Annotated in this window: 13 protein-coding genes; 4 read left to right on the forward strand and 9 right to left on the reverse strand. The window is 65.8% G+C overall.

Features of this window, described 5'->3' with window-relative positions:
* Positions 1-5 precede the first annotated feature (5 nt).
* A complete protein-coding gene (locus ACT89H_RS06975) occupies positions 6-1,541 on the forward strand; it encodes a class I adenylate-forming enzyme family protein (protein WP_445107685.1) in 1,536 nt (511 codons plus the stop codon).
* Positions 1,542-1,549: 8 nt separating this feature from the next.
* Positions 1,550-2,650 (forward strand): NAD(P)-dependent alcohol dehydrogenase, encoded by a 1,101-nt coding sequence (locus ACT89H_RS06980; protein ID WP_445107686.1) that lies wholly within the window; start codon positions 1,550-1,552, stop codon positions 2,648-2,650.
* Positions 2,651-2,948: 298 nt separating this feature from the next.
* On the opposite strand, the gene ACT89H_RS06985 is transcribed toward ACT89H_RS06980, so the two are convergent.
* The gene (locus ACT89H_RS06985) at positions 2,949-3,095 is read right to left on the reverse strand and encodes a hypothetical protein (RefSeq protein WP_445107687.1); all 147 of its coding nucleotides are present in this window, start codon (positions 3,093-3,095) and stop codon (positions 2,949-2,951) included.
* Between the two features lie 74 nt (positions 3,096-3,169).
* The gene (locus ACT89H_RS06990) at positions 3,170-3,505 is read right to left on the reverse strand and encodes a hypothetical protein (RefSeq protein ID WP_445107688.1); all 336 of its coding nucleotides are present in this window, start codon (positions 3,503-3,505) and stop codon (positions 3,170-3,172) included.
* A gap of 224 nt (positions 3,506-3,729) precedes the next feature.
* Here ACT89H_RS06990 and ACT89H_RS06995 point away from each other — a divergent pair, with 224 nt between their 5' ends.
* Positions 3,730-6,105, forward strand: a complete 2,376-nt coding sequence (locus ACT89H_RS06995; protein ID WP_445107689.1) for an MMPL family transporter — start codon at positions 3,730-3,732, stop codon at positions 6,103-6,105.
* Positions 6,106-6,535: 430 nt separating this feature from the next.
* Here the strand turns inward: ACT89H_RS06995 and ACT89H_RS07000 are convergent, their stop codons facing one another.
* Positions 6,536-7,102 carry a hemerythrin domain-containing protein gene (locus tag ACT89H_RS07000; RefSeq protein ID WP_445107690.1) on the reverse strand — a complete coding sequence of 189 codons (567 nt, stop codon included), beginning with the start codon at positions 7,100-7,102 and terminating at the stop codon, positions 6,536-6,538.
* A 673-nt stretch (positions 7,103-7,775) separates the two neighbouring features.
* Here ACT89H_RS07000 and ACT89H_RS07005 point away from each other — a divergent pair.
* Positions 7,776-9,017 carry a DUF2397 family protein gene (locus ACT89H_RS07005; protein WP_445107691.1) on the forward strand — a complete coding sequence of 414 codons (1,242 nt, stop codon included), beginning with the start codon at positions 7,776-7,778 and terminating at the stop codon, positions 9,015-9,017.
* A gap of 91 nt (positions 9,018-9,108) precedes the next feature.
* Here the strand turns inward: ACT89H_RS07005 and ACT89H_RS07010 are convergent, their stop codons facing one another.
* The 6 genes from ACT89H_RS07010 to ACT89H_RS07035 all read right to left on the reverse strand — a co-directional run bounded on the left by ACT89H_RS07010 (position 9,109) and on the right by ACT89H_RS07035 (position 15,525).
* The gene (locus ACT89H_RS07010; protein WP_445107692.1) at positions 9,109-9,912 is read right to left on the reverse strand and encodes an LLM class flavin-dependent oxidoreductase; all 804 of its coding nucleotides are present in this window, start codon (positions 9,910-9,912) and stop codon (positions 9,109-9,111) included.
* A 158-nt stretch (positions 9,913-10,070) separates the two neighbouring features.
* The gene (locus tag ACT89H_RS07015) at positions 10,071-10,982 is read right to left on the reverse strand and encodes a D-alanyl-D-alanine carboxypeptidase family protein (protein ID WP_445107693.1); all 912 of its coding nucleotides are present in this window, start codon (positions 10,980-10,982) and stop codon (positions 10,071-10,073) included.
* A 165-nt stretch (positions 10,983-11,147) separates the two neighbouring features.
* On the reverse strand, positions 11,148-11,561 hold the full coding sequence (locus tag ACT89H_RS07020; RefSeq protein ID WP_445107694.1) for a VOC family protein: 414 nt from the start codon (positions 11,559-11,561) through the stop codon (positions 11,148-11,150).
* 179 nt (positions 11,562-11,740) lie between these two features.
* Positions 11,741-12,979: an NAD(P)/FAD-dependent oxidoreductase gene (locus ACT89H_RS07025; protein WP_445108239.1), complete on the reverse strand. Its 1,239-nt coding sequence runs from the start codon at positions 12,977-12,979 to the stop codon at positions 11,741-11,743.
* Positions 12,980-13,064: 85 nt separating this feature from the next.
* Complete coding sequence (locus tag ACT89H_RS07030; RefSeq protein WP_445107695.1) at positions 13,065-14,291, reverse strand: glycosyltransferase; 1,227 nt, start codon at positions 14,289-14,291, stop codon at positions 13,065-13,067.
* A 232-nt stretch (positions 14,292-14,523) separates the two neighbouring features.
* The gene (locus ACT89H_RS07035; protein ID WP_445107696.1) at positions 14,524-15,525 is read right to left on the reverse strand and encodes a fatty acid desaturase family protein; all 1,002 of its coding nucleotides are present in this window, start codon (positions 15,523-15,525) and stop codon (positions 14,524-14,526) included.
* Between the last annotated feature and the right edge of the window lie 313 nt (positions 15,526-15,838).

Consider the following 15,838-nt stretch of genomic DNA (forward strand, 5'->3'; position numbering starts at 1 on the left):
CGACGATGGCACTTCCACGTCCCGCGGTAAGCCTGGCCGAGGTGTTGCCCTGGGCGGCACAACGCAACCCGGACGCCGTCGCGCTGATCACCGCCACCCGCACCCTCACCTACGCCGAACTCGACTCGGAGTCCAACCGAGTCGCCTCGGCGCTGATTTCCCGGGGATTCGTTCCTGGTGACGTCGTCTCGGTGTTCGGCCCCAATAGCTGGCAGTGGATCGCCGCCTATCACGGCATCCTCAAGGCGGGTGGTGTCGTCAATCCGGTCAATGTGATGCTGACCGGTCCGGAGTTGCGTTACGTCCTGGACGACTGCGCGGCGAAGGGACTGTTCATCGGCCCGCGGGAAGCGGAGCGCGTCGGCGACCACATCGCCGACGCGGCGCTCGCGGCGCAGGTGAGTCTGGATTCGTCATTCGACGAATTCCTCGCCTCCGGTAGTCCGGACGCGGTAACCGCGGTCGAGCGCCGTCCACGCGATCTGGGCAGCATCGGCTACACCTCGGGCACCACGGGGCACCCCAAGGGCGCCCTGCAATCGTTGGAATCGGTGCTGCTCAACTGCGCGCACACCGCCACAATGCACGGGAAGACCGACCGCGATGTCATTCTCTCGGCACTACCGGCGGCACACGTCTACGGCAATGTCGCGATCAACGGCACCTTCCTGGCCGGCGGCACCGTCGTGCTGATGGAACGCTTCGACCCGGCCGAGGCGTTGCGACTCATCCAGCGACACCGGGTAACTGTGTTCGAGGGCGTGCCCGCCATGTACTCGATGCTGCTGGCCGCGCCCGAACTCGACACCGCCGACCTCACGAGCATCCGCGTATCGACCGTAGGTGGGCAGACCTTCTCCCCCGTCGTGATCGAACGGTGGGAAAGGCGTACCGGCGCGCCCCTTCTCGAACTCTGGGGAATGACCGAGTTGTCGGGCCTGGGCACCACCCACTCGGTGCACGCACCGGCTCGACCGGGCTCCATCGGTGTGTCGTTGCCTGGCACCGACATCGCGATCGCGGCGATCGACGGCTCCGACGATCCCGTCCCACCCGGTCAGCCGGGTGAACTCGTCGTCCGGGGACCGGTGGTGATGCTCGGATATCACAATCGGCCCGACGCCACCGCCGAGGTTCTCGACGCCGACGGATGGTTGCGCACCGGCGACGTGGCCTATCTCGACGAGACCGGCCATGCCTTCATCGTCGACCGGCTCAAGGACATGATCATCACCGCCGGCTACAACGTCTATCCCGCCGAGATCGAACGGGTGCTCGCCGAACACCCCGACGTCGCCATGGTCGCGGTCGGTCGGCGACCGGACGAGACCAAAGGCGAGATCGCCGTCGCCTACATCGTGCCGCGACCGGGAACCGAACCCACCGTCGAAGCGATTCGCGATTTCTGTGAGCCCAGACTGGCCGCCTACAAACGACCACGAGATGTGGTGTTCGTCGACACCCTCCCCACCACCTCATCGGGCAAGTTGATGCGCAGGAAACTCGACGAACTGGACCGCACGCGCTCTGCGCAGCTCTGAGGAGAACCATGAAAACAACAGCCGCCGTATTGCATTCGGCGAACGCCCCACTCGACATCCAAGAACTCGACATCGCCGAACTGCGCCCGGACGAGGTGCTGGTGCGCATCGTCGGCGTCGGCGTCTGCCACACCGACCTCGGTGTGATCGCCGCGCCCGGCGCCGGCCAGACCCCCATCGTGCTCGGGCACGAAGGCTCCGGAATCGTCGAACAGGTGGGCAGCGCAGTCGGCGACCTCGCAGTCGGCGACCGAGTGGTTCTGTCCTACGCCCACTGCGGGCAATGCGACCACTGCGTGGCAGGGATTCCGCAGCACTGCCGTCAATTCATGGAGCTCAACCTCGTCGGTGCACGCGCCGACGGCTCGACCCCGCTGAGCAAGGACGGCTCCCCCGTTTTGGGCGCCTGGTTCGGGCAATCCTCCTGGGCGCACCACGCCGTCGTCGCCGCACACAACGCGGTCAAGGTCGGCGACGACGTGCCATTGGAACTGCTGGGCCCCTTGGGCTGCGGAATCCAGACCGGTGCGGGCGCGGTACTCAACACTCTCGATCCGACGCCCGGATCCTCGATCGCCATCTTCGGCGTCGGCTCGGTCGGCCTGGCCGCTCTACTCGGTGCCGTCGCCGCTGAATGCACCACGATCATCGCCGTCGACATCGCCGACGAACGCCTGGACAAAGCCCGGGAACTCGGCGCCACCCATACCGTCAACTCCACCGACACCGACCCGGCCGAAAAGATCCGCGAGATCACCGGCGGCGGAGCACATTTCTCCGTCGACTGCATCGGCTTCCCGCAAGTCGTGCGCGCGGCGCTGGAATGCCTTCAGACACCGGGCATCTGCGCCACGGTCGGCTTCCAGGGCATTCCCAACGACATCACCATCGACCAGGGCCACCTCTTGTTCGGTAAATCACTCGTCGGCGTCATCGAAGGCGACGCCATACCCCGCGAGTTCATCCCCCGCATGATCGAACTCTACCGACAAGGCAAATTCCCCTTCGACCAACTGATCGAAACCTTCCCCTTCACCGAGATCAACACCGCTATCGACGCCGCACACCACGGCAAAGTCACCAAAGCGGTCCTCGTATTCGACAATTAGCGCACATCTTGGCTGCCTCGCCCACCCGGTCGGGCGGGTACGCGGCCTTGTGAGTTGATCTTCGTGGTCGGGCGGCAGGGCGGAATGCCCTGCCGCCCAGAGGATCACAACGTTGGCGCGGCAATCCCATCCGCTCCGCCAATGCCCGTCGCGGTCGAGCCTGTAGCGCGGTAGCCGGCGGAAATCCCGCCGTCTGCAGGGTTGCGATCATACGGTTTCCGATGTCGATGTTCTCGCTGTGTCGGACCAGGCGACCGGCAAGAACCGGTATCGCCTTCGGGTGCCGGTCCAGCATCGATCACAGCCGCAGGGCATATGAGCGCATCAGCTTGCGCCAGTCGGCCCGCCAGGGCAGCTTGTTCAAGCGCTGTTCGGCGAACATCACGGAGGCCACCGCATCGAGCAAGTCCTGCTGGTCGGGGTTGCAATGTGGAAAATGTCTCATACGGTTTGGGCCTGTGCGCCGAATGTGTACTCATCGGTACCAAGTGCATCCTGTGCGCCTGCTGCACCACCTCCTTACGGCACGATATTGCCGCGCACGGCGTCGAGGTCGGGCCGGTAGTCGACGCAGAAGCAAGGTAGTTCGCGGCGCAACAGCAGATCGACGTTGGCGCGGCCTGTCCGACGCCGGAGCGAAGCGCGCGGGGAAGCTGCGGCGCGGTCATCACCCCGAACGAGGCGAAGGCGCGCATCGGTAACGTTGTTGCCGAGCCAGCGCCGGCAGATCAGCGCCAGGTCGTCTCGACGCACACCAGTGGTCGAATGCGTGGTGGCTCGTTCGCAGGCCGCCGTCGGCGGGCACGATGACGCCGAGACGTGGCTGGATTCGTCAGAGGCGAGCAAGCTGTTCACGGTGTCAACCGCGGCGACTGCGGGATGGTTGATCCTGGGAACCGTGGCGCTGGTGCTGTTCGTTCGCGTGGGAGGCATAGAGGGCGGGATCACAGTGCAGGGGAAAGGATGTTTGCTTCATGGGGATCGACGTGTTCGAACGCAGCGGCCTGGAACGCACACCGATCGGCGAGTTTCGTGGCGCTGAGTTATGCCGGTGTTCGTCGGCGGGGCGGTGACCGGGGGTGTTCGCGTGGTGGGGTGGACGGGTTTCGCGTGTGCGGTTTGTGGTCATCGGCGTGGTGGCCGCGGCGATGGTAGTGCTGAGTGGCTATGGGCTCGGACTGGAAGACCATCTGAGTTCGGGTGGGATGTTCGACCCGGCCGCGGAATCGGCCGAAGCCGGACGGTTGGCCGATGCGGCGTTCGGCCGCAATCACGACGTGGATGTCGTGGTCCTCTACACCGCACCAGAGGGCAAAACCGTTGACGACCCGGAGTTCTCCCGCACGGTCGTCGACAGCCTCAACAGCCTGCCGCGACGGTATCCGGAACAGATCTCGGGAATCAACGCCTCCTACTGGCGCACCGAGACCGGCAAGCTCAGCGGCGCGCAAGCCGCGACCCGGGACAAGAAGCGTGCGGTCGCGGCGATCGCGATCCGCGGTGATGACGACACCGCGATGGTGCGCAACTTCAGGATGGTGAAAGATGCTTTCACTATCCCCGGTGTGGACGTGCGAGTCGGCGGGTTGCAGCCGGTGGCAGGCGCGCTCAACGACACCGTCGCCGCCGATATCCATCGCATGGAGCTGCTGGCCTTTCCCGCGGTCGGGATTCTGCTGTTCTTCATCTTCGGCGGCATCGTCGCCGCCGCGCTGCCATTGATCGTCGGTGGGCTGACCGTCTTCGGTGCCTTCGGCATCGTCCGGTTCCTCACCAATTTCACCGAGGTCAACTCGTTCGTCTCCCCGGTGGTGTCGATGATCGGGCTCGGATTGGCCATCGACTACGGGTTGTTCATCGTCAGCCGCTTCCGCGAAGAAATCGCCGAAGGTTACGACACCCGCGCCGCGGTGCGGCGCTCGGTGATGACCGCGGGACGAACCGTCGTGTTCTCCGCGACGATGATCATCGCCAGCCTCGGCGGCATGCTGCTGTTCCCGCAAGGGTTCTTGAAATCCATCGCCTACGGCGCCATCGCCACGGTCTCCATGGCGGCGCTGACCGCGATCACCATCCTGCCCGCCATGCTGGCGGTCCTCGGGCCGCGCGTGGACATGTTGGGCTTGAAACAGTTCCGAAGAACCAAGCCCGCCGACGAGGTCGAGAAGGGGTTCTGGGGTCGCGCCACCCGCTGGGTGATGCGCCACCCGGTCAAGATCGCCGTGCCGCTGGTCCTCGTGTTGGTGCTGTTGATTCTGCCGATGGCCAACCTGGCCTTTGGCGGGTTCAGCGAGAAATACCTACCGCCGGACAACCCGACTCGCCTGGCCCAACAGCAGATCGACCACTATTTCCCGCTACGCAGATCCGACCCGATCGAGCTGATCTTCGTCTCGACCGACACCAATGCCATCGGCGCCGTCGTGAAACAGGCCAACCAAGCCCCTGGCCTGGCCGAACCTTTCGGGCTGCCGTCCCGCTCCGCATCGCAGCCGGATGTCTATCGCGCCACCGCCGTGCTCACCGAGCCCGACAACGCCGGCCCGACGATCGACTACCTGCGCTCCATCGAACAACCCGAGACGATGTCGATGCTCGTCGGTGGCGTGCCCGCGATGCAGAAAGACAGCATCGACGCCCTGCTCACGCGGATGCCATGGATGATCGCACTCGTCGTGCTGGTCACCACCGTGCTGATGTTCCTCACCTTCGGATCCCTCGTCCTGCCGGTCAAGGCGGCGCTGATGAGCGCCCTCGGTCTCGGCTCCACCCTCGGCATCCTCACCTGGATCTTCATCGACGGCCACGCTGCGGGCCTGCTGAACTTCACCCCGCAGCCGATCCAATCGAACATGCTCGTGGTCATCATGGCCGTGATCTACGGCCTGTCCACCGACTACGAAGTGTTCCTGCTCTCGCGCATGGTAGAAGCCCGTAGCCAAGGCGCCTCCACCACCGAAGCCGTGCGCATCGGCACCGCACACACCGGCCGCATCATCACCGCAGCCGCACTCATCCTGCTCGTGGTCGTCGGCGCGTTCGCCTTCTCCGACTTGGTGATGATGCAATACATCGCCTACGGCATGATCGCCGCGCTGTTCATCGACGCCACCATCCTGCGCATGCTCCTGGTTCCCGCCATCATGAAACTGCTCGGCGATGACTGCTGGTGGGCACCTCCCTGGATGAAACGAATCCAACAGAAAATCGGCCTGGGCGAACCCGTCCTCGACGACGAACACCCCCGCAACCACAACCCCGTCGACCTCGTCGAAACCACCCCGGTCACCGACCCCGTCACCCTTCAACTACCAGCACTCGGGGGACCCAAACCCACCCCCTACACCACACCCGCCGAGCGACACACCGCATCCCGCCGAAAGCAACGCCCACGACAGCCATCCCGAACAACCCACCCAGACAACGACGCGCCGACCACACCGATCCAGCCCTAGCCATCAGCCCCAGACCCGAATTCCCCACGACGGACAACGGACATCGGTGCGGAGGACTCCGAAGTCCGGCAGCAGATCATTCACCGAGTGGTCGAGCAGCCGGTCACGCCTGCGGGAGACCACCCGGGTCGGCAGTGCTGAACCGGCTGACCGGGCACAAGTGGATGGGAACGTTCGTCGCGCCGCGCTCCAGGGGCGGGCCTCGGGCGAGGTCACCGGAATCGGCGCTCGAGGCCACTGGCATACCAACCGGGAGGAACTCGCCACGATTGCCGAGAACCACGCCCGCAGGGCGCTGGACGGATTGAAGAAGACATAGAACGTTGCAGATGTAACCTGTGTCCCACAAGATGCGGATCTCACCGCTGCCCGCTGCGGCATATGGGGAATGTAGCGGGCCGTTATGGACTTCCGCGGCCGGTCTGCCGGGTCAGTTTCGTTTCAGGGTGCCGACACTCAGCGATCCACTCATAGCGGTCCGCTTCTTCTCTGCCGCGTGGACGTAGCTGACGGGATCTTTGTCGACGGGCTGGACGCCGGCGAAGTTACGCGCCTCGTAAGCGGCGAACGCGACGGCCAGCTGATGGCGACGCGGCAGCCCGGCCAGGCGGCGGAAATCGGTGAGACCCTCCCGTTCTTCCTCGGCCATGTGATCGCTGTTGGCGGAGTTCGCTGCCGCGACAGCCGCATACCAGGCGTCGGTGCCGACCTGATGATGCGCCACCTCCGCGATCGCGTCCCTGATCTCGTTGTGGTCGTGGATAGCGTCGAGTGTCTCGTCCTCTACCCCGCCTGCGCGCCGGGCCGCGATACCCGCCTGCAACAGCGCGGGGTAGAAGATCTCCTCCTCCGCCTGCGCATGCAGCTCCAGGAAGGCCGCGAGCCGGTCCCAGATCGCGGAAAGCGCGCCGGTCTCCGCGCGATCAACCTGCTCCAGGATCGCGAACAGCCGTCGTTGCTCCTGGTGGTCATCAAGAATCAGCTCGGTAATGTCCACATTCCTCCCTGTACCGCATTTCAGGTCAGCACTGAACGCCAAGAAAGACTGACGCCCGCGGGCAGCTGGGATCTCTTCCGGGATCATGACGATAATCCATCGTCGAGCCGCCCGGCTGCTGACGCACTGGTGTCGTCGGCTCGGCAGCGCCGCGACGTCCATCGAACGCGTAATCGGGACGTTTCGCAGACATCGAGCAGAATCGCGTTGCGTGCGGCAGCGCTCGCTACGGCTGCGCCGGACACCATCACCGGGCTGACCATCCGGTCCGTCACCGGTGATGCGACGTTCGATTCGAACGACAAGCCGCCCGCCACTACGTAGCGCCCCAATGGGCCGAAGGCATCGCGCGTCGGGCGAGGCGGAAGGATTCGCGCCGCCCGAAGAGGGTGACAATGGCCCTTGACCTGTTCGACGCCCTAGGCTCCACGGCGAAGACACTGCACGCCACTATGGGCGGGCACACCGGCGTCCCGGCGTTCGCGGGGAAGAGGGCAACCGGTTCTTCGCCGGCACCTGAAGTGACGCCCGCCCGGCCGCCCGGCCGCGGTCGGACGACCCGACAGTCCGTCCTGCCGCTTCGCCTCGGTCGAGCCGAAACTTGTCCGTGTTCGGCCTTATGGTGTTCAGCGGGCGGTATGAGCATCGGACCGGCGACGTGATCGGAGGGGGCATGAGTCGGCCAGCCGGCGAATCAGCCAATCTGGACCTGTTCCGATATCTGGCAGCGGAGGAACGCGGCGAGTACATCACCATCATGTCGTTGTTCACGGCGTCCTTGCTCGCGGACATGTCGGCGGCCACGGTGGCCGAGCACCTCGTTGCCGAGGGGACCCCGTTGTCGGCGGATGTGGTGGAGAACCGCTGCAAGCAGCTGGTGCGGTGGGGCAATCTGGTGCCGTCGCTGCGTGATGCTCGGGTGAGTACGGTCGCCGAGTACCTGCGCGCGCGATCGCGGTATCAGGTGTCGACTCTCGGCGGGCGGGTGCATCGCGGCGCGATCGAGATCATCGCGGCGTCCGACGGTGCGCGCGAGGTCGCTCGCGAACTGCTCGGTCAAATCGTCGAAGCGCTCGAGGAGATCCCCGCGCTGCTGGATGCCGGCGTCGAGGGCGAACGCGCGCAACGCCTGGCCGGCATTGTCACGACCATCTTCAACAACCAGCGTTTGTTCACCGCGAGCGTCACCGATTTCTACGCTTATCTCTCCGGTGTGCTGTCTCGCTTCGACCTGGGCGGTGAGGAATACGCCCTCGACAACGACCGCCTCGCCGGTCGCTTGGCCATTCGAGCATTGGCTTTCGCTCTAGACCGACCAGAGCCGAGCAGTCCGCGGGACCGCATCGCCTTGTGGCAGTCGGCGGGAATCACCGTCGACACGGTGTCCGGCACCGTCCTCACCTGGGGGCTGCGACCTCCAGGTGTCGACCGCTGGTCGGAAATGATGCGTATGCGCGCCGACCTCGGACTGGTCACGCACCTGACTCTCGCCGAATTGACCACTTTCACAGCATCTTTGACCGAACCCGGCGCGACGATCGCCGCCTGCGAGAATCCACAGGTCCTACAGCGCGCCGCCGAAGCCGGAGTCCAGCAACCCTTGCTCTGTTTCAGCGGCAATCCGTCCTCGGCAGGCCTCGCCGTCGCCGAACGAGTCCGTCTCCGCTACCACGGGGATTTCGACTGGCCGGGAATCGCCATCGCCGCCCGTCTATATGCCGGCGGCGCCGATCTCTGGCGCATGACCACCCACGACTACCTGCGCGCGACCACCTCGGACGCCACTCGGCTTCCACTCACGGGTGCACCGCTACCGACCCCGTGGGAACCCGAGCTCTCCCCCAGCATGACCCGCGTGGGGATGGTCGTCCATGAGGAGGCCGTCCTGGAAGACCTCCTCGCCGACCTGCTGTGAAGCCGATCAGCCGATCTGCGGCGGGCCCTCCAGGGTGTGCGTATTCGAGCAGTTTCATCAGGCCGATCGCACGTCGTCCCTCGCCGCCCGACTACTGTCCGGTGAGGTCTGCGACGACCGGTGCGAACGTGTCGGCGGAGTCGGCGCCCACCACGAAATAGGAGAAACCGATCGTCTCCCGCCGCCGCTGAATTTCCTCGGCGGCAGCCGCCGGGTCATCCGGAAGTATCGCCAGCGAGTCCGCGGGGAGCGCAGCAGGGTCGGTGTCGGGAGGCGCCATGAACGGCGCGACCGTGTCGCCGATGATCGGTACGTGCAGGGCGAGCTCGAGATCCCCGAGCGCACGGACGTCGTGTGCCAGCTGTGTGACTTCGGCCCGAGACTCGTGCGGCATCAGCGCGAAGGTGACCGTGTCTGCGACCTCGGCTGCCAGCATGCGGGCCTTGGGCCCGCGCACGGCCATCACCACAGGTGTGCGACAGTCGGGGCCATCGAGATCTCGAAGCGCTCTGATGGTCTCACGCACTTCGGACAGCCGCTCGCTCGGCGAGACCACGGGCAGTCCCAGTTCGCGCAGTTCATCCTCGATTCCGGGCCTGCCCGTACCGATTCCCAACTCGAAGCGACCGTCGGTCAGTAGCGACAGCGAGTGCGCTTCCCACGCCATCATCCAGGCCGGGCGTAGCGGGGAGGCATACACCCAGGTGCCCACCCGAAGGTCGGTAAGGGCCGCAGCGGTGGCCAGCATGGGGCCGGGCGCCGGTTGCCAGCGCGGGACGTCGGGCACCAGCAGCGTCGAGTAGCCGCTGTCGGCGATGCGGCGCACGCGATCTCGCCACGTCGGCAGGTCGGATCTGAGCGGGGCGACAACCCCGAATCGAAACGGTCTCGTCATGCATGTACTCCTCTTTGCCGGTATACCCAGAGGTATCGACGACGGATCCACCCGAAATTCATCGCCAGCGGCCGAAATCGTGGCTGCACACGGCAGTCGCGTGGCCGCGGACCGTCCTGGTACGACCGAAATCCACAGGCAGCGAGATACATCGCTCGCTAACCGATCGGCAGCACGCTCAGGATCGGGTCGTAGGCCCAGTTCAACATCCGCTCGGCGTCGTCCTTGGCGGCGACGGCGCTGTCGGGTGAGCTGTGCAGGACCACACCGATCAGCGGTATTCCTGCTCTGACCGTCTCGAACAGCAGGCAGGTTCCCGCAGCGTCGGTGGATCCGGTTTTGATGCCGATGGTGCCGGGATAGTCGTGCAGCAGCAGGTTCGTGGTCTGCCAGAGGTGAGCATGGTTGGCCGGGCCTGCGGGCAGGTGATAGCTCTGCGAGCTGACGATTTCGCGGAATACCGGCAGGCTCATCGCGCGCAGGCCGAGGGCCACCAGGTCCGCCGGTGTGGAGTAGGTGGAGTGATCGGTGGGGGCAGGCAGCCCGCTGGGGTCGGTGAAATGTGTTCCCGTCAGGCCCATTTGACGCGCGGTTTCGTTCATTTTGGCGATGAAGCCGTCTTGGCCGGGCCCGTATGCCTCGGCAAGGGTGTAGGCGGCATCGCACCCTGATGGCAGCATCATCGCGTAGAGGAGCTGTCGCGCGGTGAGCACCTCACCGGGGACGAGGCCTGCGGTGCTTCCGTCGTATTCGGCGTTGTAGGCGATGACTTCCTGCGGCACAGTAATGCGTCGGTCGAGGTCGCCCGTGTTGATCACGACCAGTGCCGTCATCACCTTGGTGATGCTGGCTATCGGGACCGGGCTGTTCTGCTCCCGCGACCACAGAATCGTGCCGGTGATTCCGTCTGCCAGCGCCGCTCCCGACGCCTGGACCGCGGCCGGCTCAGGAGTCGGCCAGGGCAACTGAATACGGGCGTGTGCGGCAGGGGCAGCCACGACGCCATGACCGACTACCACGACCAGCGCCGCGACCACAGACGCGTGCAACAATCGGGCAAATTTTTGCATGACCGCATTCTGCCGTGTGAATCGATCAGTCAGTGGGATTTAACCGCCCAATTGCCACTCCGCCCCGACACCGGCATATAACTGGCTAATTAGAGATGTTCCGAGCTCGGGCTCGGTTCTCTCGCTACGTCATGGTGCCGCGCCTGCGCGATGAAGGGGCGATTACTACTTGCGTACGACCAGCTCCAGCGCGATGTCGTCCGGATCGCGGAACTCCAGAATGTACATGGAACCGAGTTCTTTCACCCCCGCGTGCGCGATGCCGAGTTCGTCGAGCAAGGCAGCCGCCGAATCGAGATCCGACCGAGTGGCGAGGGCGAAGGCGAGGTGGTCGAGTCCTACTCGATCTTCGTCGAACTCGTCGTCGGCGACAGGGCGAAGTCCGAGCAGTGCATCGCCCATCTGGTAGATCACACCGCCGAAGAGGAACCCGAATCGCGCACGGGTGGCCTCGTCCGCGTCCGCGGGACACTCCGCAGCGACCGGCCATCCGAAGACCGCGTCATAGAACGCCCGGGATCTGTCGATGTCGGTCACTGTCAAGCGGACGTGGTCGAACGAACTGGTAGAGATCGGCATGATCGAGATCCTGCCACCATCAGCCGGCTTCGGACGACCCGACCGCGACGTCTTGACACTCGACCGCCGGCGATCTCCCGCACATCGACGTGAGGCTGGAGCGCCCTTCCAGGAACTCCTCGCCGACGAACAGCCTCTGCGGCGCCTGGGTGCCCTTATCGCCTGCGCCGATATCTGAATTACGTTGTCGTCAGGCCGGACCAGGGTCCGTGCTCGGGCGCGGCCTGCAGTTCTGGCGCTGCGGCGGCCAGCAATGCGTCGCGGTCAAGGCTCAACGGCGGATAGATACGCCGGGTGTTGATGGCACGCTTGGTGTCTTTGGCCTCCTCGCCGCACGCGACCACGTGGCGGTCCCAGCCTTCGGTATACACCGCACCTGCCGATCCCAGATCGAGAACGGTTACATACCAAGGGATTCGCAACGGCTTCATGGGCTTGCCCAGAAGATCACCGACGACGTTGTAGCCGGCCCACCGGCCCATCGGCCGACTGTGCTGGCAGGACATCACCGACATATGCTCGTCGTCCATTTTCGCGGCGGCGACATCACCGGCGGCGAATACCCCGGGCACACCGCAGACCCGCAAATAATCGTCGACGGGGAGTCGCCCCAGGCGGTCACGGTCGACGCCGAAGTCTGCGGTCAGCGGGTTGGCCCGCATACCCGCACACCAGACGACGGTGGCGGCGGCAATCACTTCACCTGAGGAAAGCGTCACGCCGCGCTCGTCGATGGCGACGACCCCGACGCCCAACTTGGTCTCGACCCCGGTGTAGGCCAGCGCCGCCTCGATGACCGGCCGCGCCGACGCGCCCATGTCCGAGCCGACGAACGGGTTGCGGTCGATCAGGATGACCCGCGGCACGACGCCGCGCGTGGCGAAGGCGTCGGCGAGCATCGTGGGCAACCCGGTCGCCTCTTCGATCCCCGTCAAACCCGACCCGACGACGACCACGGTCGCGGCCGCCGGATCAGCGGGGCCCTCGGCAAGCCGGCGCAGGTGGGCGTGCAGACTGGTCGCGGCGTCATGGGTGTCGATGTCGAAACCGAACTCCCGCAGGCCAGGGATATCGGGCTTGACCACCTGGCTGCCCACCGCGAGCACCAGCCGGTCGTAGCCGTGAGCGCCCGCGGTGGATTCCACGACCCGCGCCGCGGCATCGATCGCCGTCACTTCGCCGATGATGTGCTCGACTCCGACAGGATCGAGAACAGCGCTCAGCGGGATGCGGGATGTGCTCAGATCGGCCTCATATCCGCGCACGCGGATATCGTGGTACGGCGTAGAACTGATCATCGTGACATCCACGGTTCCGACCGCCACACCGAGCTCGTCGAGCCGCCCGACCGCCGCGAGCGCCGCCCACAGACCCGCGAACCCGGATCCGAGAACCAGAACACGCGACGGATCGGTCACTGCAGCGCGCTGCACATCGTGATTCTAGTACTCCAGCCCTACTTCGAGATCGTTGATGCTGCTGGTCAGGACGCTGGAACTAGGATTACGAGTGGCTTTTCCGGCTGGCTTCGTCGAGGAGCAATTTCGCGGCCACCATCGCCCCGTCGGCTCGGATTGCGCCGGCCACGGTCCTGGCTCGCTTCCCGATCTCCGGAGTCAGGGCGGTGGTGAGCGCGGCGGACAAGGAGTCGACAGTCGGTATCGAGCCCTCGTGTGCCGCGCCGATACCCAACTCGGCCACTCGGGCGGCCCAGTACGGTTGGTCCGCGATCTGAGGCACGATCACCTGCGGCGCGCCGGCTCGGGCTGCCGTCGTGGTGGTGCCCGCACCGCCGTGGTGCACGACGGCGGCCACCCTGCCGAACAGTGCCTGCTGGTTGACGTCGCCGAGGACGAAGCAGTCGTCTCCGTCGTCGATCGGAGCCAGCTCGGCCCAGCCGCGAGCGAGCAGGACCCGCCGGCCCTGGCTGCGGACCGCTTCGATGGCCACCCGGGCGATGTCCTTCGTGACGTACGCGGCCATGCTGCCGAATCCCACGTACACCGGTGGCGCGCCGGCGTCCAGGAACGCTTCGAGGCCGTCCGGGAGCGGGCGGTCGTCGGGCAGAATCCATGCCCCGGTCTGCACGACGTCGAGGTCCGTCATGCCCTGTGACGGACACAGCGTCGCGTCCGCCGCCAGCCACGGCCGGCCGGTGAAGACGTAGTCGCGGACGTTGTCCACCGGCGGCAGGCCGATCGCGGCCCGATGGCTGTTGACCGCCTCGCCGTACAAGGCATTCACCCGCTGAGCGTCCTGCTCCCACAGCACCCGGTTGTCGGTCTCCTCCGCGGGAGACGGTGTGCCAGGCCGCCTCCCCGGAGGGAAGTGCCGCGACGGCAGCCCGAAAATGTGGAAGCACGCGAGCACGTAGTGCAGGCCCAGCTTCTCGGCCACGTCCCGTGCGCCGGCCGGCATCAGGCCGGTCGCCAGCAGCGCGTCACACCCCTCGGCCGCCGCGGTGAGCGTGTCGAACCGCGCGGCGACCAGCGCGGGAGCGAGCGCGAACGCGTCTTGCGCCGTCGGTGGCTTCGGGTTGGCGACAATCGAGTGCACCGTGGGGCCGAGCGGCACCAGCGGCACTCCGACACGCTCCAGTAACTCGGCGAACTCCTCGTCCGGCGGCGCGCACACCAGCGCCTCCGCGCCGAGTTCCCGCAGCGCTACCGCGAGTCCCGCCAGCGGTTCGACGTCCCCGCGCGATCCCCACGTCGTCAACAACACACGCACTTCGCAACTCCCCATTTCCGCAGGCTCTGGCTTTCGGCCCGTAATTCTGAACCACCACCGGGGCCTTGCGGCAAGCCCCCCAGTCCGCGATATGTTTAATGTGGCAGGGTGTTCCGGTCTTCCGACGGCGCCACCACCATCTTTCTCTCCACCCAGCATTTCCCGAAGTCACCAGCCGGGATACTCCTCCCTCGCTCCCACGGCCGGGTGTGAACTCAGGTGTGCCGATCGGCTACGACGGTCGGTTGGGGCGGGCGAGGCGACCGACGGTGTGCAGGTGGCTCAGCGCCTGGCGGTAGGAGCCGAGAAGGCTGGTTTGGGTGTAGGGCAGGTTCAGTTCGACGCAGAATTGTTCGACCATCGGTTTGGCGCGGCGCAGGTTCGCTCGCGGCATGGACGGGAACAGATGGTGCTCGATCTGGTAGTTCAGCCCGCCGAGCGCGGCGTCGATCAGCCGGCTGCCGCGGACATTGCGGGAGGTGAGGACCTGGCGGCGCAGGAAGTCCATCGACTCGCCTTCGGCCAGTACCTCCATGCCCTTGTGGTTGGGGGCGAAGGTGCAGCCCATGTAGAACCCGAACAGGCCCTGCTGCACAGCGATGAAGGCAACAGCGTGGCCCGGCGGCAGGACAGCGAAGACCGCGGCGAGGTACCAGGCGGCGTGGGCGGCCAGCAGGGCGGCCTCCCCGATACGGTTGGGAATCGCCCAACGCGATACCGCCCGGACACTCGCGTAGTGAAGGCTGCCGGCCTCGAGGAACAGCAGCGGGAAGAACAGCCAGCCCTGGTAGCGGAAGATCAACCGCCGGATGCCTCTGCCGGCCCGTGCTCGATCGCCGGAATGGGCCAGCACACCCATCACATCCGGGTCCGAACCCTCGGTGTTGGGATGAGCGTGGTGGCGGTTGTGATTGCTGACCCACCAGCCGATGCTGAGCCCGATGCCGAGATTGCCCGCGATCAGACCGAACAGGTAGTTGGCCCGTCGACCGGCGAAAATCTGTCGGTGCCCGGCATCATGACCGAGGAAGGCGATCTGCGCGAACACCACCGCCAAGAACGCGGCAACGCCCAATTGCCACCATGAGTCGCCGACGACGAAGAACGCCGCCCACCCGACAGCGAACGCCGCCGCGGTGACCGCACTTTTCCAGACGTAGTACCGCAACTGCCGCCCCAGTAGGCCGGCCTCGCGCACTCGCCGCAGCAATACCGCGTACTCGCTGCCACGCACCCGTCCATGCCCCCGGATTTCCCCGGTCGATGGAGAAGAAAGTGGCCGTTCGGTTTTCACTGTGCCCGGCTCGATGTGGTCGAACTCGACGAGCGCGCTTGCGGTGGCAGGGGATCTCGGCGCCGGCCGACCGGTAGAACTTTCGATTTCCACGGGGTGCTTACACGTCCCTGTTGTCGCTGTTGGTCTTCGGGCCCGGACTGTCTCCACGCCCTGTGCAGGCTATCGGAAGTCAGCGCACGCGGAATTGCCTGTCTCGGGAACAGCATGCCGCGTCGACACCACCACGAGATGAACTGATATGCGGATGGAT

It is taken from the genome of Nocardia aegles, assembly GCF_052545135.1.